Source organism: Streptomyces polyrhachis, assembly GCF_042663125.1.
GTDB classification, from domain to species: domain Bacteria; phylum Actinomycetota; class Actinomycetes; order Streptomycetales; family Streptomycetaceae; genus Streptomyces; species Streptomyces polyrhachii.
This window is the reverse complement of sequence record NZ_JBHSZO010000028.1, coordinates 56,716-82,114: the sequence shown is the minus strand read 5'-3', so window position 1 is coordinate 82,114 and position 25,399 is coordinate 56,716. Positions and strand designations below refer to the sequence as shown.

At 74.7% G+C, this 25,399-nt stretch carries 20 protein-coding genes; 8 read left to right on the top strand and 12 right to left on the bottom strand.

Features of this window, described 5'->3' with window-relative positions:
* Positions 1-124: 124 nt before the first annotated feature.
* Both ACFQLX_RS18215 and ACFQLX_RS18210 read left to right on the top strand, forming a co-directional pair.
* Positions 125-886 (top strand): class I SAM-dependent methyltransferase, encoded by a 762-nt coding sequence (locus ACFQLX_RS18215; protein WP_386416486.1) that lies wholly within the window; start codon positions 125-127, stop codon positions 884-886.
* Positions 883-1,962, top strand: a complete 1,080-nt coding sequence (locus ACFQLX_RS18210; RefSeq protein ID WP_386416485.1) for a prenyltransferase/squalene oxidase repeat-containing protein — start codon at positions 883-885, stop codon at positions 1,960-1,962. Before ACFQLX_RS18215 ends, ACFQLX_RS18210 begins: the two co-directional genes overlap by 4 nt.
* A 35-nt stretch (positions 1,963-1,997) precedes the next feature.
* On the opposite strand, the gene ACFQLX_RS18205 is transcribed toward ACFQLX_RS18210, so the two are convergent.
* The 4 genes from ACFQLX_RS18205 to ACFQLX_RS18190 form a co-directional block, all read right to left on the bottom strand.
* Complete coding sequence (locus tag ACFQLX_RS18205) at positions 1,998-2,288, bottom strand: hypothetical protein (RefSeq protein ID WP_386416483.1); 291 nt, start codon at positions 2,286-2,288, stop codon at positions 1,998-2,000.
* Between the two features lie 88 nt (positions 2,289-2,376).
* Positions 2,377-3,234, bottom strand: a complete 858-nt coding sequence (locus ACFQLX_RS18200) for a hypothetical protein (RefSeq protein WP_386416482.1) — start codon at positions 3,232-3,234, stop codon at positions 2,377-2,379.
* Positions 3,235-3,342: 108 nt separating this feature from the next.
* Positions 3,343-4,230, bottom strand: a complete 888-nt coding sequence (locus ACFQLX_RS18195; protein ID WP_386416480.1) for an N-acetylmuramoyl-L-alanine amidase — start codon at positions 4,228-4,230, stop codon at positions 3,343-3,345.
* Positions 4,231-4,253: 23 nt separating this feature from the next.
* A complete protein-coding gene (locus tag ACFQLX_RS18190) occupies positions 4,254-4,925 on the bottom strand; it encodes a class I SAM-dependent methyltransferase (RefSeq protein ID WP_386416478.1) in 672 nt (223 codons plus the stop codon).
* A 99-nt stretch (positions 4,926-5,024) separates the two neighbouring features.
* On the opposite strand from ACFQLX_RS18190, the gene ACFQLX_RS18185 reads away from it, so the two are divergent.
* Positions 5,025-6,488 (top strand): MFS transporter, encoded by a 1,464-nt coding sequence (locus ACFQLX_RS18185; protein WP_386416476.1) that lies wholly within the window; start codon positions 5,025-5,027, stop codon positions 6,486-6,488.
* On the opposite strand, the gene ACFQLX_RS18180 is transcribed toward ACFQLX_RS18185, so the two are convergent.
* Positions 6,489-7,715 (bottom strand): CapA family protein, encoded by a 1,227-nt coding sequence (locus tag ACFQLX_RS18180; protein ID WP_386416475.1) that lies wholly within the window; start codon positions 7,713-7,715, stop codon positions 6,489-6,491. It abuts the gene before it with no gap.
* Between the two features lie 147 nt (positions 7,716-7,862).
* Positions 7,863-9,134, bottom strand: coding sequence for a hypothetical protein (locus ACFQLX_RS18175; protein ID WP_386416473.1), 1,272 nt, complete (start codon positions 9,132-9,134; stop codon positions 7,863-7,865).
* Positions 9,135-9,323: 189 nt separating this feature from the next.
* On the opposite strand from ACFQLX_RS18175, the gene ACFQLX_RS18170 reads away from it, so the two are divergent.
* The 3 genes from ACFQLX_RS18170 to ACFQLX_RS18160 are packed head-to-tail and all read left to right on the top strand — an operon-like array spanning position 9,324 to position 12,152.
* On the top strand, positions 9,324-10,184 hold the full coding sequence (locus ACFQLX_RS18170; RefSeq protein WP_386416472.1) for a Nif3-like dinuclear metal center hexameric protein: 861 nt from the start codon (positions 9,324-9,326) through the stop codon (positions 10,182-10,184).
* Complete coding sequence (locus ACFQLX_RS18165) at positions 10,181-10,924, top strand: zinc ribbon domain-containing protein (RefSeq protein ID WP_386416470.1); 744 nt, start codon at positions 10,181-10,183, stop codon at positions 10,922-10,924. The genes ACFQLX_RS18170 and ACFQLX_RS18165 overlap by 4 nt, the downstream gene beginning before the upstream one ends.
* Before the next feature lie 37 nt (positions 10,925-10,961).
* The gene (locus tag ACFQLX_RS18160) at positions 10,962-12,152 is read left to right on the top strand and encodes a bifunctional RNase H/acid phosphatase (protein ID WP_386416468.1); all 1,191 of its coding nucleotides are present in this window, start codon (positions 10,962-10,964) and stop codon (positions 12,150-12,152) included.
* 32 nt (positions 12,153-12,184) lie between these two features.
* On the opposite strand, the gene ACFQLX_RS18155 is transcribed toward ACFQLX_RS18160, so the two are convergent.
* The 4 genes from ACFQLX_RS18155 to ACFQLX_RS18140 form a co-directional block, all read right to left on the bottom strand.
* Positions 12,185-17,305: a hypothetical protein gene (locus ACFQLX_RS18155; RefSeq protein ID WP_386416467.1), complete on the bottom strand. Its 5,121-nt coding sequence runs from the start codon at positions 17,303-17,305 to the stop codon at positions 12,185-12,187.
* The gene (locus ACFQLX_RS18150) at positions 17,302-17,658 is read right to left on the bottom strand and encodes a hypothetical protein (protein ID WP_386416466.1); all 357 of its coding nucleotides are present in this window, start codon (positions 17,656-17,658) and stop codon (positions 17,302-17,304) included. The genes ACFQLX_RS18155 and ACFQLX_RS18150 overlap by 4 nt, the downstream gene beginning before the upstream one ends.
* Positions 17,659-17,850: 192 nt before the next feature.
* The gene (locus ACFQLX_RS18145) at positions 17,851-19,251 is read right to left on the bottom strand and encodes a DUF2786 domain-containing protein (protein ID WP_386416464.1); all 1,401 of its coding nucleotides are present in this window, start codon (positions 19,249-19,251) and stop codon (positions 17,851-17,853) included.
* A gap of 130 nt (positions 19,252-19,381) precedes the next feature.
* Entirely contained in the window at positions 19,382-20,881 is a 1,500-nt protein-coding gene (locus ACFQLX_RS18140) for an MDR family MFS transporter (protein ID WP_386416462.1), read from the bottom strand.
* A gap of 294 nt (positions 20,882-21,175) precedes the next feature.
* Here ACFQLX_RS18140 and ACFQLX_RS18135 point away from each other — a divergent pair, with 294 nt between their 5' ends.
* Entirely contained in the window at positions 21,176-21,910 is a 735-nt protein-coding gene (locus ACFQLX_RS18135) for a hypothetical protein (RefSeq protein WP_386416461.1), read from the top strand.
* A 461-nt stretch (positions 21,911-22,371) separates the two neighbouring features.
* Positions 22,372-23,835: an RNB domain-containing ribonuclease gene (locus ACFQLX_RS18130; RefSeq protein ID WP_386416459.1), complete on the top strand. Its 1,464-nt coding sequence runs from the start codon at positions 22,372-22,374 to the stop codon at positions 23,833-23,835.
* On the opposite strand, the gene ACFQLX_RS18125 is transcribed toward ACFQLX_RS18130, so the two are convergent.
* Complete coding sequence (locus ACFQLX_RS18125) at positions 23,739-24,614, bottom strand: hypothetical protein (RefSeq protein WP_386416458.1); 876 nt, start codon at positions 24,612-24,614, stop codon at positions 23,739-23,741. The genes ACFQLX_RS18130 and ACFQLX_RS18125 overlap by 97 nt on opposite strands.
* Positions 24,611-25,390 carry a MerR family transcriptional regulator gene (locus ACFQLX_RS18120; RefSeq protein WP_386416456.1) on the bottom strand — a complete coding sequence of 260 codons (780 nt, stop codon included), beginning with the start codon at positions 25,388-25,390 and terminating at the stop codon, positions 24,611-24,613. The genes ACFQLX_RS18125 and ACFQLX_RS18120 overlap by 4 nt, the downstream gene beginning before the upstream one ends.
* Positions 25,391-25,399 lie beyond the last annotated feature (9 nt).

Here is a 25,399-nt window from a genome sequence, read left to right as displayed (position 1 = left end):
GGCCCGCTTCACCTGGTCCGCCGCCGCCCGCCGCACCGCCGCGGCCTACCGCGCGGCCATCGCCGCCGGGCCGCGCCCGTACCGCATCGCCCCCTCTCCGCAGTCCCCCACGCAGGAGTCCTGAGTGCTGACCGTCGACTTCACCCGCTTCCCCCTCGCCCCGGGCGACCGCGTGCTCGACCTGGGCTGCGGGGCCGGACGGCACGCCTTCGAGTGCTACCGGCGCGGCGCCCGCGTCGTCGCGCTCGACCGCAACGGTGAGGAGATCCGCGAGGTCGCCAAGTGGTTCGCCGCCATGAAGGAGGCCGGTGAGGCCCCCGAGGGCGCCACCGCCACCGCGATGGAGGGCGACGCGCTCGCGCTGCCCTTCCCCGACGACAGCTTCGACGTCGTGATCATCTCCGAGGTGATGGAGCACATCCCCGACGACAAGGGCGTCCTGGCCGAGATGGTCCGCGTCCTCAAGCCCGGCGGGCGCATCGCGATCACCGTCCCGCGCTACGGGCCCGAGAAGGTCTGCTGGGCGCTCTCCGACGCCTACCACGAGGTCGAGGGCGGCCACATCCGCATCTACAAGGCCGAGCAGCTGCTGGCCCGCATGCGCGGGGCGGGACTGCGTCCGTACGGTACGCACCACGCCCACGCCCTGCACTCCCCGTACTGGTGGATCAAGTGCGCGGTCGGCGTCGACAACGACCAGGCGCTGCCCGTGCGGGCGTACCACAAGCTGCTGGTCTGGGACATCATGAAGAAGCCGGTGGCCACGCGGGCCGTGGAGCGGCTGCTCAACCCGCTCATCGGCAAGAGCTTCGTCGCCTACGCCACCAAGCCCCACCTGCCGAGCATCGACGGCGACGACACCCCCGCGAAGGCCGGCCGCGCGTGAGCCTCTCCGGTCCGGGCCGTACCGAGCGCCTCGTGCTGCCCGGCGTGCTCACCGCCGCGCAGGCCGCCGCCACCGTGGCGTCCATCGCCGCCGTCCAGCGCTCCGACGGCGCCATCCCCTGGTTCCGCGGGCACCACCTCGACCCCTGGGACCACACCGAGGCCGCCATGGCCCTGGACGCGGCCGGCGAGCACGAGCGCGCCGAGCGGGCCTACGAGTGGCTGCGCCGCCACCAGTTGGCGGACGGCTCCTGGTACGCCGCCTACGACGACGGCGTCGCCGCCGCGCCCACCGACCGGGGCCGCGAGAGCAACTTCTGCGCCTACCCGGCCGTCGGCGTCTGGCACCACGTGCTGTCCACCGGCGACGAGGTCTTCGCCGAGCGGATGTGGCCGATGGTGCACGCCGCCACCGAGTTCGTCCTCGGGCTGCAGCAGCCCGGCGGGCAGATCGGCTGGAAGCGCGAGGACGACGGTCGCGCCGTCACCGACGGCCTCCTCACCGGCAGTTCCTCCGTCCACCAGGCGCTGCGCTGCGCGCTGGCCCTGGCGGACGCTGTCGGCGAGCCGCAGCCCGGCTGGGAGGCGGCGCTCGGCAGGCTGGGCCATGCCGTCCGCCACCACCCCGAGCGCTTCCTCGACAAGAACCGCTTCTCGATGGACTGGTACTACCCCGTCCTGGGTGGCGCGCTCACCGGGGCCGCCGCCAAGGAGCGCATCGAGGACGGCTGGGACCGCTTCGTCGTCCCCGGCCTCGGTGTGCGCTGCGTCGACGACCGCCCCTGGGTGACCGGCGGCGAGAGCGCCGAACTGGCGCTCGCCCTGTGGGTGATGGGGGAGTCCGACCGCGCGGTGGAGATCCTGCGCTCGATCCGCCACCTGCGCGCCGAGGAGCAGGGCGGCATGTACTGGACGGGCTACGTCTTCGAGGACGACGCCGTCTGGCCCGTCGAGCTGACCACCTGGACGGCCGGCTCCATCCTGCTGGCCGTGGCCGCGCTCGGGGGGGACGAGGCGACCACGGCGGTCTTCGGGGGCGAGTCGCTGCCGGTGGGGGCGGCGTCCGACTGCTGCTGAGGGACGGGTGGTCGGGTCGGGGTGGTACCGGATCCTCAGCCGATCTTCCGTACGGAGCGCGCCAGTGCGTGCCCGACGAACAGGTACACCACCGCCGCGATGCCGTAGTTGAGCAGGACCCGCCACCAGTCCGGATCGACCGTGAACATGTCGCGCGACCAGCCGGCCAGCCAGTTCGCGCTGTCGCGGACGAACTCGACGAAGTCGTTGGTCCGGTTGGCGTCCAAGGCGTACATCATGATCCACAGGCCGATGACGAACGCGGCCAGATCGGCGACGACGGCGATGGCGGTCGACGCGGGGTTGCCTCCATAACGTATGGCCATAAGAGTCGGCTTACCGGAAAAACCCTGGCCAAACACGTGACCCCCGGCCCACTGCGGGCCGGGGGTCACGTCGGGTCCTGCGGGGGCGTCAGCCGCGCTGGATTCCGTTGGTGTCCTGCAGGAGGCCGCGGCGGCCGTCCTGGGTCTGGGCGATCAGGCCGTCGCCGCGCTGCTCCAGCGCCAGGTACCAGGTCCCCGGCGCCAGATCGGCCACCCGGGTCGGGCTGCCGTCCTCCGCGTAGAGGGGGCGCTGGGCCGGCACCGCGAACCAGAACGGGGCGAAGGCCGCACCGCCCGCACCCGAGGCCGCCTGGTGGGGCAGCGGCGTCTGCTGCACCGGGGGCTGCTGCACCGTCGGCGGCAGGGGCGAGGGCTGGCCGTAACCGGCCGGGGCCTGCTGGCCGTAGGGCTGCGGGGCGCCCGGGTAGCCGTAACCCTGCTGCGGCTGACCGCCGTACGGCTGGGGCTGCGCGGGGCGCGGCTCCGGCAGCAGGGGCGCCTTGAACGCCGGCGCCACGGAGCCCAGGACCGCGCCGGCGACCAGGAGCAGCGTGGAGAGCAGGGCGAGGTACAGGCCCATACCCGGGCTGAAGTCGCCCTCCGGGGTGTTGATCAGACCGGCCAGCGTGCTCAGCAGCGCGCTCGCCGCGAGGCCGACGCCGACCTGGTCCAGCGCCAGACCGGCCGGCTTGCGGCCCTCCGGCAGCAGCCGGCCGACGACGAGGAGGACGGCCGCGATGAGACCGGACAGGTAGATCGCCGTCACGGCGGTGAAGAGGTCGCCCGACCAGCCGCTGGGCGCCTTGTCGTTGAGGTTTGCGCACTGGTCGCCGGACATGCCGGAGGGGCAGTCGGCGACGTAGAAGTTGAGGAGCGAGGCGACGAACAGCAGCAACGCTGCTCCGATCACTACGCCGTCGCCCCGAGTGAGTGAGCGGATGTTCACTGATGGTCCTTTACAGGTCGTCGTGGTGCGGACACTGTTCGTGTGCCGGTCGCCGGGTGGGGGCGCCGCGGAGCGCGTCCATCGTACGGGCCGCTGCTGACACCGGTGTCACTGTCCCCCCAGGAAGGCCGCCACCCCGGCGGCCACCCCCTGGGCCGCCCGCTGCCGCCAGTCGGCATCCTTCAGGCGCGCGGCGTCCTGCCTGTCGCGCATATTGCCGCATTCGATGAACACTTTGGGCACGGTCGACAGATTCAGCCCGCCCAGATCCGAGCGCACCGTGAACCCGCTCCCCCCGCCGGTGTAGTTGCTCACCGGGCTGCCCGTCCGCCGGGCGAAGGCCGCCTTCAGCGCCTCGCCCAACTCCCGTGAGATCCCCACGACCGCCCGGTTGTCGGCGCCTCCCTCGTGCACCGGGGCGGGGAGGATCACGTGGAAACCGCGGTCGCCGGCGCCCGCGCCGTCCGCGTGGATGGAGACCACCGCGTCCGCGTGCGCCCGGTTGCCGATCGCCGCGCGCTCGTCGATGCACGGCCCCCAGGCCCGCTCGCCGTCCTGGGTGAGCCGCACCACGGCGCCCTGCGCGCGCAGCAACTCGCGGGCCCGGCGGGCGACATCGAGGGTGAACGCCGCCTCGCTGTAGCCGTCGTTCGTCGCCGTGCCCGTGGTGTCGCACTCCTTGGCGTGGGTGCCCACGTCGACCCTGCGGTTGATCTCCGCCGGGTGCCGCCGGTTGCCCGGGTTGTGGCCCGGGTCCAGGACGACGACCCTGCCGGTGAGGGGTTTGGCGTCGACTTGGGGGCGCTTGGCGTCGGGGGAGGGGCCGGGGCTTGTGGCACGCGGGGCATTCGGGGCACTCGGGGCAGGGGTACGGGCCGACGCGGCGCCCCGCGGCTCCTGCGCCGACGTGCTGCCCTGGCACCCCGCCAGCGCGGCGGCGGCACACAGCGCCGCGCCCAGACGCAGGGCCCGTATCCGACCGTTCGACTCCGACACGCCTGTGATCGTAGACCCGCCGATCAGAGCGCCGCTCCCGTACCGCGGCGCAGCACCCGCAGCGAGCCGGTGGCGGAGACCTCCTCGAAGGCCCCGGACTCCAGTGCGCGCAGGTAGATCCGGTACGGGGCCTGGCCGCCGTCCGCCGGATCGGGGAAGACGTCGTGGATGACCAGCAGCCCGCCGGGCGCCAGGTGCGGCGCCCAGCCCTCGTAGTCGCCGCTCGCGTGCTCGTCGGTGTGGCCGCCGTCGACGAAGACCAGCCCCAGCGGCGTCCCCCACAGCGCGGCGGCCTGCGGGGAGCGGCCGACCAGGGCGAGGACGTGCTCCTCCAGACCGGCGCGGTGCAGGGTGCGGCGGAAGGCGGGCAGGGTGTCCATCACGCCCAGCTCGGCGTCGACCACCGTCGGGTCGTGGTACTCCCAGCCCGGCTGCTGCTCCTCGCTGCCCCGGTGGTGGTCGACCGTGACGGCGCTCACCCCGGCGCCGCGCGCGGCGTCCGCGAGCAGGATCGTGGAGCGCCCGCAATACGTGCCGACCTCCAGCAGCGGCAGCCCGAGCCGCCCGGCCCCGACGGCCGCCGCGTACAGGGCGAGCCCCTCGTCGACGGGCATGAAGCCCTTGGCTTCGGTGAAGGCGGCCAGGATCCCGGGTGCGGGGACGGCGGCGGGTGCGGGGGCGGTGCGCTGCGACATGCGCGCCACCCTATGCGGCGGCCTCGGGGGGTCCTAGGTCGGAGGTCACAGGGGCCTACGCCGATATCCCGATGCGCACGCCGTACGCGCCTTGGTTGGATGGCCCCCATGGTCGACTCCTCCCACGCCCCAGCCGCCCCACCCCGCCCCGCGCTCCGTGCCGTCCGCGGGGGGACGCCCCCGCTGTGGGCGGTGGCGGCGGTGGCCTGCGCGGGGCAGTTCCTGATCGTCCTGGACGTGTCGGTCATGAACGTCGCGCTGCCGCAGATCCGCGCCGACCTGGGCATGTCCACCACCGGACTGCAGTGGGTGCTCAACGCCTACACCCTCACCTTCGCCGGGCTGCAGCTCCTCGGCGGGCGGGCCGGCGACCTCTTCGGCCGCAAGCGCGTCTTCCTCCTCGGGCTCGCGGTCTTCGTCCTGGCCAGCCTGGCCGGCGGGCTGGCGCAGCAGCCCTGGCAGCTCGTCGCCGCCCGCGCCGTGCAGGGCCTGGGCGCCGCCGTGCTCTCCCCGGCCACGCTCACCCTGCTCACCGCCGCCGTCCCCGAGGGGCCCGCCCGCTCGCGGGCGATCGGCACCTGGGTCGCGGTGGGCGCGGGCGGCGGCGCGGCCGGCAGCCTGGTGGGCGGGCTGCTCACCGAGGCGCTCTCCTGGCGCTGGGTGCTGCTGATCAACGTGCCGGTGGGCGCGCTGGTCCTGCTGGCCGCGGCGCTGTGGGTGCGCGAGAGCCGCGGCGAGCGGCGCCGGCTCGACGTGCCCGGCGCGGTGCTGGCGACCGGCGGGCTGGCGGCGCTGGCCTACGGCGTGGTGCAGACGGAGGCGGTCGGCTGGGGCTCGTACCAGGCACTGGCGCCGATCGGCGGCGGGCTGGCGCTGCTGGCGGTCTTCTGCCTGGTGGAGTCGCGGACCGCGGCGCCGCTGGTGCCGCTGGCCCTCTTCCGGCTGCGCCCGCTGGCCACGGCGAACGCGGCGATGTTCGGCATCGGGGCGGCGACCTTCTCCTCCTGGTACTTCTTCACCCTCTACATGCAGAACGTGCTGCACTACTCGCCGATCCGGGCCGGGCTGGTCTTCCTGCCCATGTCGCTGATCATCGTGGCCGGCTCCAAGCTGGCGCCCCGGCTGATGCTGCGCCTGGGCGCCAAGCGCACCGCGCTGGCGGGCTGCGCGCTGACCTTCTGCGGCTACCTCTGGCAGAGCTTCGCGCTGACCGAGCACGGCAGTTACGCCGCGACGCTGCTGGGCCCCGGCCTGCTGATGATGTTCGGCGCCGGCGTCCTCACCACCCCGCTGGTCAACGCCGCCACCTCCGGCGTCCCCGCCGCCGAGGCCGGACTGGTCTCCGGGATCTCCAACACCTCGCGGATGATGGGCGGTTCGCTCGGGCTCTCCGTGCTGGCGACCGTCGCCGCGGCCCGCACCGGAGCGGCCGAGACGGAGGCCGCGCTCGCCGAGGGCTACGCGCTTGCCTTCCGTACCGGCTCGATCCTGCTCGCGGTGGCGCTGGTGGGGATGGCGCTGCTGCTTCCGGGCGACCGGCGTCCGGTGCGTACGTCCGCGTGATCAGCGCCCCATGACCAGGCCGTCCTCCGCCGCGCCCCGGCTGAGGACGATGTCGGCGATGCGGTCGCGGATCTCCCCGTAGTACGCGGGGCCGTCCCCGGCCGCCGCCGCCAGGTTCACCACGCGCGGGCTCGGGCCGTCGAGGTCCATCAGCTGCGGCAGGAACTCCGCCCGGGACACCGGCCAGCGCCCGCCCCCGCGCTCGGGCGGGGCGAAGGTGAAGCGGGCCAGGGTGCCCCAGTTGCCGCGCGGGTCGGGCAGCCCCTCGTGGTTGACCATCCGGCCGGCGATCTGGTCGCCCATGCCGTAGACCACCCAGGTGCCGTTGACCTTCTCGTACGGCTGGGGCACGTGTGCGTGCGTGCCCAGGATCAGGTCGATGTCGGGGCGCCCCTTCGTGCGGGCGGCGGTGAGTCGGCGGGCGGTGCGCAGCTGCAGCTCGTCGGGGGCCTCCTGCCACTCCGAGCCCCAGTGCACCGAGACGACCACCACGTCCGCGCCCGCGCGGCGGGCCCGGCGGGCGTCGGCGATGATCCGTTCGGGCTCCAGGAGGTTGACCGCCCAGGGGCGGCCGGCGGGCAGCGGGATCTCGTTCGTGCCGTAGGTGTAGGCGAGTTGGGCCACGCGCGCGCCGGTGGGCGTCCGCAGCAGGGCGGGCTCGCGGGCCTCGGCGGCGGTGCGCGCCGAGCCGGTGTGCCGCAGCCCGGCCGCGTCCATGGCCTCCAGGGTCCAGCGGATGCCGTCGGTGCCGGCGTCGAGGGTGTGGTTGGAGGCGGTGGAGCAGGAGTCGTAGCCGGTGGCGCGCAGCCCGGCGGAGACCTGGGGCGGGGACGTGAAGGCCGGGTAGCCGGTGTACGGGCCGTCGGGGCCGCCGGAGACGGTCTCCAGATGGCAGATCGCGAGGTCGGCGGCGGTGACGGTGTCCCGGACGCCGGAGAGCATCGGCGCGAAGTCGTAGCCCTCGCCGCTGCCGCTGCCGGCGGCGTCGGCGGCGGCCTGGTCGATGATCGAGTCGTGGGGGAGGACGTCGCCGGTACCGAGGAGGGTGAAGGGGGCGGCGGGGTGGCCGTGACCGGCCGACACGCCCTTCCCCGCGGTGTCGGGGCCGTCGCCCGCGGCCGTAGGCAGGCCGCCGCAGGACGCGGTGGCGGCGGTGGCGAGGAGCAGGGCGGCGGCCAGGGCGAGGCGGGCGGGGGCCGGGCGGAGGCCGGGGGTGGGGGCGCGCATGGCGCCAATTCACTACAAACCGAAAATATGACCAAGCGACCGGCCGGGAGGGTCGCCCGTTCGGCGGCGGCACGCGCACGGGGCGCGGCTGCCGACCCGCGGCCACCGCGCCCCGTACCCGGGCGACGGGGGTTCGGCAACAGCCTCTCAGCCCCCCGCCGTGCTCTCCCGCGCCATCGGCGCCTTCCCCAGCGGCACCGGGCGGGCCGCCTTCTTGCGCAGGCTCAGCCCCCGTCTGCGCGCCGGGCGGCGGTCGGGGTCGGGGGCCTGCGCCGGCTCACCCGGCGCAGGCCCCGTCCACGCTGCCCGCTCGGGCGGGGCGGGCAGCGTCACTGCGGACCGGGGGCCCGGATCAGGCAGGGTGATCCTCGCCAGTCCGCAGAGCTGGTCGTCGGTGGCGCACGGCAGGCGCAGCTCGCCGGAGCCGGTCCACAGACCCGTCCCGGTGATCCAGCCCAACGGCGGCGCCAGATGGTGCAGTCCGCGCTCGCCCGGCCGCCAGACGCCCAGCCAGCTGCCCGCCGGGCCGTCCAGCCGCAGCGCCACCCCGCACCGCTCCGGCGTCAGCACCTGGCCGGGCTGGACGGCGAACGGCGTGAGCGCGGTGTCCGGCACCGTCAGCGAGAAGCGCACCGGGCGCGTACTGCCCAGCACCCCCCAGCCGAGCCGGTCGCCCACGCCGGGCGCGTCGGAGCGTACGAGCAGCAGACCGCTGTCCGGGTCGGCCAGCACCAGGTGGTCGTTGCTCTCGGCGGTGATCTGCAGCAGCGGGCTCACCTCGCCGCCGCGCCCCAGGTCCACCGCGACCGTCTTGGTGCGCCCGTCCACCTCGCGGTCCACGGCGAGCAGCCGCCCGTCGCGGTCCAGCCAGTGCCCGCCGGTGCAGCGGCCGGGCAGCTCCGCCGCCAGCGCGGGCCCCGGACCGCCCCCGGAGGAGTCGTGGACCAGCCACAGCCGCGTCGACTCCCCGGCGGGGACGAGCGCGAAGACCTCCGCGCAGCCGGGGGCCGGGGCGATCAGCTCGATCTCCCCCTCCGCGCCCGCACCGGGCGCCTCCAGCGCCCCGCAGGGCTGCTCGCCGGTGGCCGGGCCCGAGGGGTAGAGCAGCGAGAACCGGTGCCGCCCATCGACCCGCCGGCGGATCAGCACCCGGCCGTCGGTCAGCGGCAGCACCGTGCTGTCCGGCTCCTCGGGCTGCCGGCAGGGCAGCGGCACCGCGTACGGCTCGGGGCCGGCCAGGGTCCAGCGCTCCGGGTACCAGTTCTCCGCGCGGTCCGTCGCCAGACAGGCCGCGTACGAGCCGTCCGCGGCGACGGTGAATCCCGTCCGCCGGGCCGCCGTGCCCACGCCCGCTGTGTCCGCTGCATCCGCTGTGCCTTCATCGGCCGCTTCTGCTTCCACGGCTGCTGTCGTCGTCATGTTCGGCTCACCTCCCGGAGCCAGAACGTAGGCTTCGTACTTCCACACGAACAACGCGAGTCGGTGACCTTCACACATAAGGGTGGCCGTTTCGGCGTTTCGCTGAGCGAAATCGCGGGCTTGTGCATCGGTCGAGTACCAGTCGCGCTCGGGAGGGGAGCGCCCCCCGGGTGGCAGTACCCTTGGCCCGTGCCCGCTCTGCAAGAAGTCATCGCCGCCCTCGACGGGCTCTGGCCCGCCGACCGCGCGGAGTCCTGGGACGCCGTCGGCACCGTCTGCGGTGATCCGCAGGCGCCCGTGACGCGCGTCCTGTTCGCCGTCGACCCCGTCGGGGACGTCGTCGAGGAGGCCGTGAAGCTGGGCGCCGACCTGCTGGTCACGCACCACCCCCTCTATCTGCGCGGCACCTCCACCGTCGCGGCGGACACCTTCAAGGGCCGCGTCGTGCACACGCTGATCAAGAACGACATCGCGCTGCACGTCGCCCACACCAACGCCGACCGCGCCGACCCGGGCGTCTCCGACGCCCTCGCCGGGGCACTCGGCCTGCGCGTCACCGCCCCCCTCGTACCGGACGCGACCGACCCGGCCGGACGCCGGGGCCTGGGGCGCGTCTGCGAGCTGGACGCCCCCATGACCCTGCGCGCCTTCGCCGAGCTGGCCGCCGCCCGGCTGCCGCACACCGCCCAGGGCGTGCGCACCGCCGGCGACCCGGAGCGCGAGGTGCGCACCGTCGCCGTCTGCGGCGGCTCCGGCGACAGCCTCTTCGCCGAGGTGCGCGCGGCGGGCGTGGACGTCTTCGTCACCGCCGACCTGCGCCACCACCCGGTCTCCGAGGCCGTGCAGTCCGGCGGCCCCGCCTTCGTGGACGCCGCGCACTGGGCCACCGAGCGGCCCTGGTGCGACATGGCCGCAGCCCAGCTCGACCAGATCTCCGACCGGAAGGGCTGGGGCCTGCGCGTGCACGTCTCCTCCCTGGTCACCGACCCCTGGACGCAGCTCTCCCTTCCCTCCCCCGTCCCCACTCACTCCACGGAGCGATCAGTTTGAACGCCGCGCCCGCCGACCAGATCCGGCTTCTCGACCTCCAGGCCCTCGACGTACGGCTCACCCAGCTCGCGCACAAGCGCAAGAACCTCCCCGAGCACGCCGAGATCGCCGGGCTGGAAGCCGAGCTGAAGCAGCAGCGCGACCTGCTGGTCGCCGCCCGCACCCGCGACTCCGACACCGCGCGCGAGCAGGTCAAGGCCGAGCAGGACGTCGACCAGGTGCGCCAGCGCACCACCCGCGACCAGCAGCGCCTCGACTCCGGCGCCGTGACCTCCCCCAAGGACCTGGAGAACCTCCAGCGCGAGATCGTCTCCCTCGGCCGCCGCCAGAGCGACCTGGAGGACATCGTCCTGGAGGTCATGGAGCGCCGCGAGGCAGCCCAGGCCCGCCTGACCGAACTGACCGCGCGTGTCGGCGAGTTCGAGGCGAAGGCCGCCGATGCCGTCGCGCGCCGCGACGCGGCCGTCGCCGAACTCGACAGCGAGGCCGCCGCAGTGGACAAGGAGCGCGAGATCGTCGCCGCCTCCGTGCCGGCCGACCTGATCAAGCTCTACGACAAGCTGCGCGCCCAGCAGGGCGGCGTGGGCGCCGCGCGGCTCTACCAGAAGCGCTGCGAGGGCTGCCGGCAGGAGCTGGCCATCACCGAGCTGAACGAGATCCGCTCCGCCGCCCCCGACACGGTGGCGCGCTGCGAGAACTGCCGCCGCATCCTGATCCGTACGCCCGAATCCGGCATCTGAGGTCGGCGGTACGGGAGCAGGGGCAGGAGCAGGGGCGATGGGCATGCGGCTGGTGATGGAGGCCGACGGAGGCTCCCGGGGCAATCCGGGGCCCGCCGGCTACGGGGCGGTGGTCATGGACGCCGCGAGCGGCGGCGTGCTGGCGGAGGCCGCCGAGTACATCGGGGTGGCGACGAACAACGTCGCGGAGTACCGCGGCCTGGTCGCCGGGCTGCGGGCGGCGTACGCGCTCGACCCCGGCGCGCAGGTGCGGGTGCGGATGGACTCCAAGCTCGTCGTGGAGCAGATGTCGGGGCGCTGGAAGATCAAGCACCCCGACATGAAGCCGCTGGCCGCCGAGGCCAAGGCGGTCTTCCCCGCCGGGCAGGTCACCTACGAGTGGATCCCGCGCGAGCGGAACAAGCACGCCGACCGGCTCGCCAACGAGGCGATGGACGCGGGCAAGCGCGGCGAGCAGTGGTCGGCGCGCAACTCGGCGGCGGAGCTGGGGACTTCGGCGTCGGCATCGGCATCGGCTTCAGTCTCGGCTGGGTCCGCGGCTGCGGCTGCGATTCCGATGGAGGACGAGGACGAGACCGCGCCCCCCGCCGCCGGCTGGGGCGCCGACCTCGGGACGCCCACCACGCTCGTCCTGCTGCGCCACGGCGAGACGCCGCTGACGCCGCAGAAGCGCTTCTCCGGCACGGGCGACGTCTCCCTGTCCGACACCGGCCGCCGCCAGGCCGCGGCCGCCGCCGCGCTGCTCGGCGAGCGCGGCAGCGTCCAGGCCGTCGTCAGCTCGCCGCTGGCGCGCGCCCGCGAGACCGCCGAGGCGGTCGCCGGGCGGCTGGGTCTGGACGTACGGGTCGAGGAGGCCCTGCGCGAGACGGACTTCGGCGCCTGGGAGGGGCTGACCTTCGCCGAGGTCCAGGAGCGCCACCCCGACGAGCTGGCCGCCTGGCTGAAGTCCGCGCAGGCCGCGCCCAGCGGTGGCGGGGAGTCCTTCGCGGCGATCGCCCGCCGGGTGGCCGTGGCCCGCGACAAGCTGCTGGCCCGCTATGCGGGCAAGACGGTCCTCGTCGTCAGCCACGTCACGCCGATCAAGACGCTGGTACGGCTGGCGCTCCAGGCGCCGCCCGAGTCGATGTTCCGGATGGAGCTGTCGGCGGCGTCCCTCTCGGCGGTGGCCTACTACGCCGACGGAAACGCCTCCGTGCGGCTGCTCAACGACACCTCGCACCTGCGGTAGTCCAGCGGGGGCGGCCGTCAAGCCGCCCCCGTTCACCGCGAGTCGCGCAGCCCCAGCCGGGTCTGCACGTCGTTGTTCTGCGAGACGGCGTACGAGCACACGGCGTTGAAGCCGCCCACGCTGTGCCGCCGCGCGGTCAGCAGCAGCGTGACGGCCTGCTGGATCTGCGGGCGCCGCCCGCGCATCAGCTGCGGGGGGAAGGGGTCGGCCCTGTGCAGGTACCCCGCGGCCAGCGTCACCGCCCGGCCCCGCTCGAACTTGATCACGATCGACTCGTTGCCGTGCGCCTCCTGCAGCATCCGGCAGGCGTCCAGGCAGTCGTAGGCGCGGCGGGTGAACTCCGCCGCCTCCAGGGCCGTCGGCGAGGCGGGGCCCGGTGCGCTGCCCTCCACCTCTTCATGTCGGGTGACCAGGTGGCGGGCGCGGTCCAGGTAGAGCTTCCCCAGTCCGTTGAGCAGCTGCACGCTGGTGAAGTCCGCCAGCAGCAGCTCGCCGAGGAACTCCGAGGTGAACTGCCCCGGTTCCTGGTCGGCCGCCGTCGCCGCGGCCGGCGCGGGGACCGCCGCCGGCGGCTCGTCCCCGCCGGCCGCCTCCTCGTCCGCCAGGTACGTACGGAACAGGCCCCCCGCCGCCTCTGCGTCCTGGCCGTCCCGGCCGCCCCGCCCCCGTTTGACCGTGATGCGCGCCAGGTCCCCCAGCCGGGAGGGGGTGCGCTCGCCCCCGTAGTGGCGGCGGTCCAGGAAGCGGCCGACCGTGCCGGCGTAGTCGCCGCCGACCACCGACTCGAAGGCGGCGTCGATCGGCTCCCAGTGCACCGGCTCCCGCAGCCGGATGGCGACCCGTGCGCGCAGCACCGCCGCCAGCCCGACCCGGCTGTCGCGGCTGTCGATCGAGCCCAGCAACTCCCGCGCCCCCATGAGCCGTTCGTGCCAGTTGGGGCGGCGGTCGGCGGAGGTGTACTCCACCTCCGCCAGCATCGCCTCCGCCGCGGAGAGCTTCGCCACCCGCCGCACCTCGCCGTTGGGCGCCGTGCGCGCCAGGTGCTCGTACAGCTCGATGGACTTGCCGTAGCGCCACACGTAGCGGTGGAAGGCGGCCTCGGCGGCGATCAGCCGCGGGTCGCCCGGCCAGTGCCGGCGGGCGTCGGCGAAGAGGTCGAAGACGGGGTTGTTGTTGACCTGCGGGGCCCGGCTCACCGGGCCGGGACCGCCCTTCTCCTTCTTCTCCCGCAGGGCGATGTTGAACTCGAGCATCCCCGACCAGCGGCAGTGCTCGCGCTCCAACCGCGTCTCCAGCGCGCACAGTTCGATCGAGGGGCCGTAGCGGTAGCGGTGCTCCTTCAGCTTCTGGTGGCGCTCGCGGTAGATCGCGTCGATCTCCCGCTTCTGCACCACCGGGTGGATCGTGAGGAAGTCCGTGCCCGGCTGCTGGGCCGCGCCGCGCAGACTGCCCTGCGAGATCCAGTCCGACTCCAGGCAGGTGAGGTCGAGCAGCGCGTGGTGGTGGGAGTGCTCGTTCTCCTGCGAGAGCCAGGAGCGCACCGCCCGCACCGAGGTCCTGCGCCGCCGCTCGGCCGCCTCACCGGCCTCGCCCGTGCGCGCGGTGGTGCGCCAGATGTCCAGCACCTGCCGCAGCCACACCGAGTAGGCGAAGGTGCCCGGCGCCAACTCGATGGCCGCACGGGCCCGTTCGGCGGCCTTCGCCAGCCGGGCGCGGGCCGCGCCGTGGCGCTGGCTGTCCCGCAGCGCGCGGGCCTGGAAGCCCAGCGACTGGGCCAGGGCGCTCAGCACGTTCGCCGTCTCCTGGTGGGCGAGCGGGGGCGGCTGCGCCTCGGCGGCGGTGCGGGGCGCGGGGATCAGGTGCGGGGTGTCGCCCTGGGCCGCCTCCGCGACGCACGGCAGCTTCTCCAGCAGCTCCACCGCCTCGTGCGCGCCGCGCAGCACCGCCTCCGGGTCGGAGCTGCGGGCGTAGACCCGGCGCAGGAAGCGCGCCACCGCCACGCAGAGCGTCGCCGGCCAGCCGCGCCGCTCGCCCCAGCAGCGGTCCAGCGCGTCCATCACCAGCGAGCGCGCCTCCTCCAACTCCTCGGCGCTGGCGCTCTGCTGGATCAGCAGGACGGCCGACTCCAGCAGCCGCATCGACCACAGGGAGAGCGGCTCGTGGTTGTCGTACGTGATCTCCAGGCCGGCGACCGCGCCCCGTACCACCCCCAGCAGCTCCCGCCGGCTCTCCGCCGGGTCGGTCAGCAGCCGGCTGCGCACGCGCGAGACCCGGCCGTTGAGCTGCAGGCGGGCCTGGCGGTTGCGCGGGCTGTCGTCGTGGCGCAGGGTGTCGCCGACCAGGGAGGCGGCCTTGTCGGCGAACTCGCCCGCCTCGGGGAGGCGGTTGGCGTCGATGAGGCTCTCGGCGGTGTTGAGCAGCCACGACACGGCGAGCGTGATCCGCGAGGCCTGGCCGGGGCCGCGCCACAGCGCGCCCTCGTGGACCAGGTCCGCCGCCGCCAGCCGTACGTCCAGCAGGCGCACGCTCAGACCCAGCCGCTTGCCGGTGAGCGCGAGGGAGGTGTCGGCGGAGCGCAGCAGGGCGTGCGGGACCTGCTCGGGCCGGCAGTCGGCCAGCGCGGCGGCGAAGTCCGCGGCGGCGGCGGTGAACCCGTCCCCGCTCTCGGCCACGGCGCCGTCGACGCGGGCGGCGAAGGTCAGGGTGGCGACGGCGTGGTAGAGGCGGAAGAGGGAGTGGGTGAGGAGGGCGGGCTCGGGCACCGGCACGGGGGTGAGGACCGGCTCCTGGTCCTCCAACGGCTCCTCGGCGGCGGGGACTTGCGCCGGCTCCTCCTCCCGCCGCGCCGCCGCCCGCTCCTCGCGGGCCGCCCGCTCCTCCTCCGCCGCCCGCCTCCCCTCCGCCGAGCCGGAGAGGTACGGCACGTCGCCCTCCGGGGCGACCACGAGCGAGCAGACCACCTCGTGCAGCGCGGGCAGCCAGGCGGCGCCGTCGTCCTCGATCCAGCCGAGCGCCGAGAGCAGCTGCGCCTGGAAGGCGCCGACTGCCCGCTCGTCGTCGCTGTCCAGCGACCCGTCGGCGACGACGAAGAGGGTGCTGGCCGCCGCGGCGAGCCGGCTGTCGATGCCGTCGGGGCCCAGACCGGCGGGGAAGAGGGCGTCCAGGGCGGCGCGGGGTGGGACGAAGGGGTCGTCGTCGTCCGGCTCGTCCTCCGGGTCCGCCCGCCGCTTCAGCGCGGCCAGCAGCAGGGTGCGCAGCGCGTGCTCGCTGGCCCGGCCCAGCAGCAGCCGGCCGGACTCGTCGGTCGTCAGGACCCGGGCGTCCCCCAGCCGGCCGATGAGGCGGGAAGGGAAGCCGACCGCGGGGTCCTCCAGTACGGACTGGGGCAGCGCCAGCCGGTCGGCGAGGCTCCACACGGCGAGCAGCGCCAGCGGCTCCGGCAGGGCGGGCGACGTACCGGCGCTGGCGAGGGAGCAGCCCAACTCGCCCAGGATCCGGGCCAGGTTGGGCGCCGTGCCCTCCACCAGGGCGGCCGCCACCGCGCCCGGATCGGGTGCCCCGGCCGCCCCCGGGCCCTCCGCCCGGCTGATGAACCCCTGGGCGCTGCGGATCAGTTCGCCCGGGAGGCGCAGCCGGCCGTCCTGGACGCGGTCCAGCACCTGCGCGCCCTCGACGGTGATGTGCTCCGCCGCCAGCAGCCGGGTCAGCAGCTCGGCGGCCTCCTCGTCGCGCAGCTCCGCCAGCCGCACCGGCGCCTTCTGGACGAGCTGCTGGTCGCCCTCCACCTGGACGGGCACGCGGGAGATGACGATGTTCGCCGTGTCGCGGAAGTAGGGGTGGGCGAGCAGCTCCTCCAGCTCATCGCGGATGTGCCGGGAGTCGTAGCCGAGCCGGCCGCAGTCGATGACCAGCAGCAGCGTGCGCCCTTGGGCCAGCTCCCGCAGCCGGTCGACGACCAGCTCGCGGCGCGGGTCGCCGATGCCGCCGCCCGACTGGTCGACGTCGTGCAGGCGCACCTTGAGCGCGGAGGCCAGGGTGCCCAGGACCGGGGCCTCGCCGCTGCGGTTGCGGATGATCATCTCCATCAGCAGCCAGGGCTGCTCGGGCGGGGAGGCCGCCTGGATGTCCGCGGAGGCGAGCAGCTGGCGGATGAAGGCCGACTTGCCCGCGTAGCTCGGCCCGTAGACGGGCAGCACGGCGCGCTGGCCGAACCGGCGCGCGGCGGCCTCGAGTTCCTCCGTGCGGCCGGTGAAGCCGGGCTCCGGCTGGGGGAGACGGGAGAAGCCGTCGGGGATGGGCAGGGGGGCGGGGGAGTGCTCGGGGGTGGGCGCGGGCCCGTAGACGTGCGGCCGGGGCGGGGGGTCCTCGTGGAGCGCGTTGCGCACCCACGGGCGGTCCGCCCACAGGGCGGCGGACTGCTGGGGCTTGAGCAGCGCGCCGTCGGCGTCGGGGGACCGGGCGATGGCGTGGTGGACGGTCTCGAAGACCCAGCGCGGCGACAGGCCGGGCCTGTTCTCCTTCACCCCCTCCAGCGCGCCCAGGAGCGCGCCGGTGAAGAAGGTGTGCTCGCGGTCGGACTCGCCCAGCGCCGTGCGGTTCCTGGCGGCGGCGGCCATGATGTACCAGCCGCTCTCGTCGTCGATCGCCGAGGCCTCGGTGGGGGCGCTCTCCATCGCGCCGCCGGCGAAGCAGCAGTCGAGGATCAGCAGCTTCCTCGCCGCGGCGGGGGCCTGCTCCTCGATCGCGCGGACCGTGTCGAAGATGTCGGCGAGGGCCACCATGGAGTTCTGCGGGGAGCTGAGGCTGCGGGTGTCGGAGGAGGCCAGATAGAGCTTCCGCTCCCGCTTGTCGTAGTGGGCGTGGCCGGCGAAGTACAGGACGAACAGCCCCTTGGGGTCGCTCATCTTGTAGACGGCGGCGAGGGAGCTGAGGAAGGCGGCCCGGGTCAGGTTCTCCGCGCACTGCAGCCGGATGAAGTCCAGCCCCCACAGCCCGGGGTCCGCGAACCGCTCGCGCAGGCGGGCCAGGTTGCGCGCGGCGGCGGGCACGTCGGCCAGCTCGCTGCCGGGATAGGAGGTGCCGCCGACGAGCAGCGCGGTGGACAGGGCGGGGGAGACCCGGTTGTCGTCCCCGGGCCCCGGCTCCTGGCTCACTGCAGCTCCTTCAGCACCGCGGCCACGTCCTGCGCCTCCCCCTCCGCGGTCAGCTCGATACGGCGGGTTCCGTCCGGCAGGTCGGTCCGTACGAGGTGGAAGCGCAGCCCGGCGTGCTGGGGGCCGCGCAGCCGGGCCTTGACGTAGTCGTAGAGCGCGGTGAGGGTCACCGGCAGCAGCACGTTCGTCCCCACGAAGAGCAGGATCTCCTCGGCGCCCAGGGCGCCCGGCTCGACCTCGCCGGTGGAGCGCGCGGTGCGCACGCCCTCCTCGCGCAGCTCCTCCGCGACGGCCAGCTCCAGGGCCTCCAGCTCGTCGTCCCGGCCGCCCTCGACACTCAGCGCGATACGCATGAGCCCCCCTGTGATGATCCCGGGCGGGCCCCCGCCCCGCGACGGACCGGCGCCCGCATATGCAAGAACCTTGCCCCACAGCGTAGTTGACGGATGGTCATATCGGGGAGGATGCGGAGGGACGGGGGTCGGTTGGCCGGGTGGGGGTGGGCTGGTCGGGGCGGGGGAGCGGCCGGTGCCGGACGGGGCCCGTCAACCCGCCGGGAGCCTGCCGCCCTCCGCGCGCAGCCCCGCGCGGTCGGCCGCCGCCCGGCCGCTGGTCCAGCCCTCCCAGTCGGAGACGGCCGAGGCGCGCGAGCGGGTCACGGCCGGGAAGATCCGGTCGGCCTCCTCCTCGACGGCCCGGTGGCGGGCGGCCAGGACGGGCAGCAGCGGGGACCCGGCGGCCCCGGCGCCCTCGATGGCCGTCCCGTCGGCCGCCGCGCCGTCCGTCGTACCGTCCGCGCCCGCCGCCCGCGCGGTCGCCGCCGCGGTCGTCTCGCCGAGGCGCTCGCCGATCCGCGCCGCGTACGCGCTCAGGAACGAGGCGCGGAAGGCACGGCGGCGGCTGCCGCCACCCGCGCGGGCGCCCTCAGCCCCCAGCGCGGCCGTCGCCTGCACCAGCAGCGAGGTGTACAGCAGCTCCACCGCGTCCAGATCGGCCTCGAAGCCGACGACGGTCGAGAAGCCCAGCTCCTTGGACCACACCGCCCGGCAGCGGTTGGCCTCCGCCACCTCGTGCAGCAGCGCCGCCTTGGGCTGCTCGTACGGGCTCTCCACCCCCAGCCGGATCCCGGCCGGTGCGTCGTGCGCCGCTCCCCGCGCCGCCAACAGCGCCTCGCCGATGCTGTGTTCGGCCATCAGCTGCTGCGCCTTGGCCGTCAGCGCCTCGGCCTCCTCGGGGAACTCCGTCGACTCCGCCTTGGCCAGCAGCGCCCGGATCCGCCCCAGCGTCCGCGCCGCCCCGGGGGAGGCGGGACGGGCGGCGTGCACGGCGGCGCCAGTGCCGGGCGGCGTGCAGAGCACCTCCAGCGCGGGCAGCCGGAACAGCAGCCGCAGCAGCTCGAACACGGCGACCGCCAGCAGGAAGCGGTCGCTCCGCTGCCGGCCCGGCAGCGCCGGCAGCCACTCCTCGTCCGCGCCCCACCACGGCTCGGCGCCCGCCTCCGCGAGCTGCGCCGCCCAGCGGCGGTCCAGCCCGGCCGCCGGATAGCGCCGGGCCTCCGCGGCGATCAGGTCCACGGCCACCCGGGTGTGCACCGGCCCCAGCTCCCTGCGCGCGACGCGTACGACGTCGGCGGGCTGCCAGCCGCGCCGCCACAGCGCCTCCAGCCGCCGTTCGCCGTCGGCCAGCACCGCCCGGCCGAGCGGGCCGACCTGCTCCTCGGCGGCGAACAGCCAGGAGGCGGCGGCGGTGGTCTCGCGCTCGGCGCACTCCTCGGGGGCCTGGGCCACGGCGGCGATCCGGTACGCCAGCTCCTCGGCGAGGGAGCGGGTGCGCGGCGGCGCGGCGTCCTGGGGCGGCTGCCCGTGCGAACCGCGCGACCCGTGCGCCGCCGGTCCGCCGTGCTGCCCCTGCCGCGCCCTGCGGCGCTCCTGGCTGCGCTTGCCCATGGCTCCTCGGCCCGTCCTTCCCCCGCGTGATCCCTTCCAGTGTGGCAGGGGCGCGGGAATGCCCCGGACGGGCCCGGGGCGCGTACCCCCGGGCCCGTCCAGAGCCGCCCTGACGTGCGGGGCGCCGTGCTCAGGACTTGCTGACGCCGACGGCCTCCTCCTCGCCGGGCGGGGTGTCGGCGGGGAGCCCGGCGGGGGCCGCCTCCTGGGGGGCGGGGAGCCGGTTCGGCAGCTTCGCCGCGACGGCGACCGTCAGCACGGCGAGGGCCGCCGCGACGCCGAAGGCCAGCTTCATGCCGCTCACCTGCGCGGGCAGGGCGGCGACGCCCTCGGAGACCAGCCCGCTGGTGCGCGCGGACATCACGGTCACCACCAGCGCGGTACCGAAGGCCGCGGCGACCTGCTGCAGCGTGCCGAGGATGGAGCTGCCGTGCGAGTACAGGTGCGGGGGAAGCGCGCCCATGCCCAGCGTGAACACCGGCGTGAACGTCGCCGCCAGGCTCACCATCAGCAGCACGTGCAGGCCCAGGATCTGCCAGTACGGGGTCGCCATCGACAGCTGCGTGTACCCGGCGAGGGCCAGGGCGATGCCGGCGGTGCCGGGCAGCACCAGCGGCCGGCTGCCGAGGCGGTCGAAGAGCCGGCCGACGGTCGGCCCCAGCAGGCCCATCGCCAGACCGCCCGGCATGACCAGCAGCCCGGTCTCCAGCGGGCTGAGGCCGCGGACGTTCTGCAGGTAGATCGGCAGCAGGATCATCGAGCCGAGCATCGTCAGGAAGGCGATGGCCATCAGGAGCAGGGACAGGGTGAAGGTGCCCTGCCGCAGGGTGCGCAGGTCCATCAGCGGCTCGCCGGTGCGCTGCAGGCGCAGCTGGCGGAACACGAAGACGGCGATGGCCGCGATCCCCGCGGCGGTGATGCCCACGCCCAGCGTCCTGCGGTCGCTCTCGGCGAACAGGCTCAGGCCGTACACCAGGCTGCCGAAGCCGAGCGCGGCCACGCAGACGCTGAACCAGTCGATGGAACCCGCCTGCTTCTCCCCGATGTTCTCCAGCTTGCGCAGTCCGAAGAAGGTCGTCGCGGCCGCGATCGGCAGCATGACCGCGAACAGCAGCCGCCAGGAGCCGGCCTGCAGCACGACCCCGGACACGGCCGGGCCGAGCGCGGGCGCCACCGACATCGCCAGGGTGACGTTGCCCATGACCCGGCCGCGGTCCTGCTCCGGAACCATGATCATCAGGGTGGTCATCAGCAGCGGCATCATCACGGCGGTACCCGCGGCCTGGACGACCCGCCCCGCCAGCAGCACCCCGAAGGACGGCGCGACGGCCGACAGCACGGTGCCCGCGAGGAAGACGCCCATCGCGATCCCGTACGCCTGCCGGGTGGTGACCCGCTGCAGGAACCAGCCGGTGACGGGGATCACGGCGGCCATGGTGAGCATGAACGCCGTGGAGACCCACTGCGCCGCCTGCTCGGTGACGTCCATCGACTCCATCAGCCGCGGGATGGCGTTGATCATGATGGTCTCGTTGAGGATCACCACGAAGGTGGCCAGCACGAGCAGCCGCACCACCAAGGGGGTGCGGCCCTTCGGCGCGGCCGTGGGTTCGGGAATCGCAGCTGACACGTCGGTACCTCGCTGGGGAGTTCTGGTCGCGGCCGCCGCGCGGGCGGGGGCGTCGGTGGGTTGTACCGGTGGAGACCGGCCCTCCGGCGGTAACTCATCGGTCCCGGGGGATGTTTCCGCAACAGTGCGCGGATCTCCACGGGTTTTTCGGGTACGGCGGGGAGGGCGCCGGCCGCGGGTTACCGCCCGGGGCGCCCCCGAAGCATCGGAGAGACGTGGGCGGAACATCCACCATCGGGTGAAATACGGCAACTCGACTTGTGTGGACTTGGGTTGTGTTATGACGCTTGGCACATGGTTGTGCGTAAGAGATCGTTCGTCGTCCCGCAGCGGCTTCCCTACCTGCTGCCCGACCTGCGCAAGAAGATGGCCACGCTCGGCGACCTCCTCCACGAGTTGTGGGACGGCGCCCACGCGCTGCAGTTCGAGGCGCTGGCCGACGAGTTGTACGTGGCGTTCAGGCTCGCGAGCGACATCGCGCCCGACCGGAGCTACACCGGCTGCCCGGACCACCCCAACGGCGCGGTCGACCCCGAGGCCCCGGCGGACTGGGGGCTGTGCCTGCTGTGCAACGACCGCCGCCGGTTCGGCAGGCAGGTGCCCGCCCCGCGCCGGTCCGAGCCCCCGCGCCGGCTCGGCTATCCGCTGCCCGCGCCGCCGTACACGTTCACCTCGCTGTGCCGCCGCATGTACCTCGTCAACGAACGGGTCCACCTGCTGGAACTCACCTCCCCCGAGGAGGACTTCGCGGTGGTCGCGGACCTCCTCCACGAGGCGTTCATCGAGGCCCGCGAACTCTCCCGCGCCACCCCCGCCACCCACTGCGCGCGCCACCCGGGCACGTCGATGACCGCGATCGACGAGGGCCCGCCCCGCTGCCTGCTCTGCGAGGCGGAGTCGAGACGCGCCCGCCGCACGACCGCCCCCGCCCTACCCCCCGCCGCCCGCCTGGCCCGCGAGGGCCTGCGCCGCCGCCTACCCCGCCAGCTGCCACCGGCGGGATCTGCGGGGTCATCGACGGGCCCCTGATCCGAGCCGCCCGCACTCACGGACCCGCGCGGCCCGGCGGACACAAAGGGATGGACCGAATCCCGCCCGGTCACCACCTGGCCTTCATGGAGACAACCCCGATCACCGAAGCGAAAGCCCGACCCCCTGCTCTTCCAACCCCACACCAACGGGCGCAACCACCCAGTTCGCCACCCCCGGCAATGAGGCCCCGCCCCGGAAGACGAACTCCCCACGCACCCCGAGCGCACCCGCACCCGGCAGCCCGTGTGAGGGGCCCGGAGCGACGACTCCGAAAAGACGCACCGCAACGCAGGCCCCCGGCAGAGCAGCAAATCGACCGATGGCCAGTGAATCCCTATGGCTTTTCGGAGTTGTCGCGGAGAGGCCCCGCCCCAGACGAAGCAACCCCCGCAAACACCCGCAAACCCGGGGCGAAGCCCCACGTGCACCCCCCGCACCCCCACCGTACGGTGGACCCCGTGCCCCACCGCCGCATCCACCACCCCGCCCCCGCGGACACCCCCCTGACCCGCGCCCTACGCGACCTGCGGATCGAGTCGCACGTCCCCCCCGACTTCCCCCCGGACGTGGCAGCGGAGGCGGAGGCGGCAGCCAAAACCCCCACCCTTCCCGACCGCGACGCCACCGACATCCCCTTCTTCACCCTCGACCCCCCGGCCTCACTGGACCTGGACCAGGCGATGTACCTGACCAGAGCCTCGGCCGGCGGCTACCGCGTCCTGTACGCGATCGCGGACGTATCGGCCTGGGTGCACCCGCACAGCGCCCTGGACGAGGAGGCGCACCGCCGCCGCACCACCCTCTACTTCCCCGACACGAGGGTCCCCCTCTACCCCCCGCAGCTCTCCGAGGCCGCCGCCAGCCTCCTCCCCGACCAGCCGGTCCCCGCCCTCCTCTGGCAGATCGACCTGGACTCCACCGGCACGGTGAAGACCGCCTCCGTGGAGCGCGCCCTGATCCGCAGCCGGGCCCGCCTGGACTACGAGACGGCCCAGCGCCGGATCGACGAGAACACGGCGGAGGAGCCGCTCGCCCTCCTGCGCGACATCGGCCTGCTGCGCGAGGAGCAGGAGCGCACCCGCGGCGGCCTCTCCCTGGGCGTACCGGAGCAGGAGATCATCCGCCGAAACGGCCGCTACGAGCTGGAGTACCGCGCGCAGCTCCCCGCCGAGGGCTGGAACGCGCAGATCTCGCTCCTCACCGGGACGGTCGCCGCGGAGCTGATGCTCCAGTCCGGCACGGGCCTGCTGCGCACGCTGCCCACCGCCACCCCCGCCGCGGTGGACGCCCTGCGCCGTACGGCCCGCGCGCTGGACGTGGAGTGGCCGAGGGACAGCGAGTACGCCGACGTCGTACGCTCCCTCAACCCGCAGCGCGCCAACCACGCCGCCTTCCTCCAGCAGTGCACGACGGTCCTGCGCGGCGCCGGCTACACGGCCTTCGAGGGCGGCGCCCCGGCCGACCGCCTGCACGCCGCCGTGGCCGACGAGTACGCGCACGTCACCGCCCCCCTGCGCCGCCTGGCCGACCGCTACGCCGGCGAGCTGGCCCTGGCCGCCTGCGCGGGCACCGAGCCGCCCGGGTGGGTGCTGGAGGCGCTGCCCGCGCTGCCGGAGGAGATGGCGGCGGGCGCGAGGGAGGCGGCGCGGCTGGAGCGGCAGTGCGTGGACCTGGTGGAGGCGGCGCTGATGAGCGACCGGATCGGCGAGGTCTTCGAGGGCCAGGTCGTCGACGTCGCCAAGAACGGCCGCGGCACGGTCCAGCTGTACGAGCCCGCGGTCATCGGCCGCCTGGACCCGGCCGGCGGCGGCGCGCCGCCGCTGGGTCAGCGGGTGGAGGTGCGGCTGACGGCGGCGGAGCCCGGCGTCTCCCCGGTGCGCTTCGAGAGCGCGGCGACCACGGCGGCCGGCCGCTCGGCGTAGAAGCGGAACCCGCGTGCCTGCGCCCGGCCGCCCAGCGCCCGTACGAAGGCCAGCGGCTCGGTCAGCTCGACCGTGACGGTCGTCTGGCTCGCGACCGCCAGGTCCGCGACGCCGTTCTCGCCGACGCGCCCGAGCCTGCCCTCGGGGTAGGCGCGCTCGACCCGGGCGGAGGCGATGAGGCCGGCCGGGACGCGGATGTCGAGCAGCGCCCCGTAGCGCAGCCGCAGGGAGCCGTCGGCGCCCAGGACGTGCGGGCGTACGACGCAGGAGGCGTGCAGGGCGACGATGAAGTAGACGCCCCAGACGTCGAGCACGGTGACGACGAGGTGCACGGCCGGCCAGGGGATCAGGAAGAAGAGCGCGACGGTCTCCACCACGGAGACGAACAGGAAACCGAAGACGACAACCGTCTGCCCGGAGGCGTACGCCACCGCGGTGTCCCCCTCACCGACCCCGTGCGCCCCCCGGCGCGAGACCCAGCGCAGAAAGCTGGTGGAGAGGGTGACCTCGTGGACGGTGAGCTTGACCACCGAGGGCGGCAGGGTGTCCCCGAGGGCGGCGAGGAAGGCGGCGCGCGGGGGGAGCCCGGCGCGGTGGCGGCGGTAGTCGGAGACGAGCAGACCCACCGCGGCGGAAAGCACGACCGCCACAGCGGCCTCGACCACCACCCGTACCACCCCCGGAAGCGGCACGCCCCCCAGCAGGCAGACGAAGAGAACCACCTCGCCGGGAAGAAGAGCGAGGCATCCCCACCGGACGATTCTGCGGATGGCAGTCATCGGTCACGCTCCCTGAGCAGCTCGATCACACGGCGGACAGCGGCCTCCTGCGCGGGCGCGAAGTCGGCGAAGAAGGCGTCGGCGAAGGCTCCCGCCCCGGCCCCGTCGCCCTGCGGTACGGGCAGCGCGCCGGCGGGGACGGCCGCGACGACGGCGCGGGCGGTCTCCTCGACGCGGGGGTCGTCAAGAGCGGCGTTCTGGAGCTCGTCGAGCCGGTGGTAGACGTCGTAGGCGCGCTCCATCGCCTCGGGCCCGCTGTCGAAGGAGGCCAGCATTCCGGACAGCCAGCCGCTGTCGTTGCCGGCCGTCTCCAGGAGGGCGAGGAGCTCGCGCTCCTTGGCGGCCATGGCGGGCTCGGGGCCGGGCCGGGTGGCGCTGGTGCGGGCCATGTCGGCGAAGAGGGCGGCGAGTTGGGGCGAGACCGGCGACTCGGCGGGCAGCCGCTCGCCGGCCCCGGCCTGCGCCAGGAGCTGGGCGAGGCGGGCGCGGCGCTCGCGCAGGGCGGCCTCCTGGCGGGCCAGGTCGGCGTCCAGTTCGCCGAGCACCTCCACGAGGTCCTTGCCGGCGTCGTCGGCGAGCACCTCGCGGACCTCGTCCAGGCTCAGCCCCAGCTCGCTGAGGCGCCGCACCCGGGCCAGCTCGACGGCGTCGCGCAGGGTGTACTCGCGGTAGCCGTTGGGCAGGCGCTCGGGCTCGGGCAGCAGCCCGATGCGGTGGTAGTGCCGCACGGCGCGGGGGGTGATGCCGGCCAGGGCGGCCAGCTCTCCGATTCGCATGGCACCAGT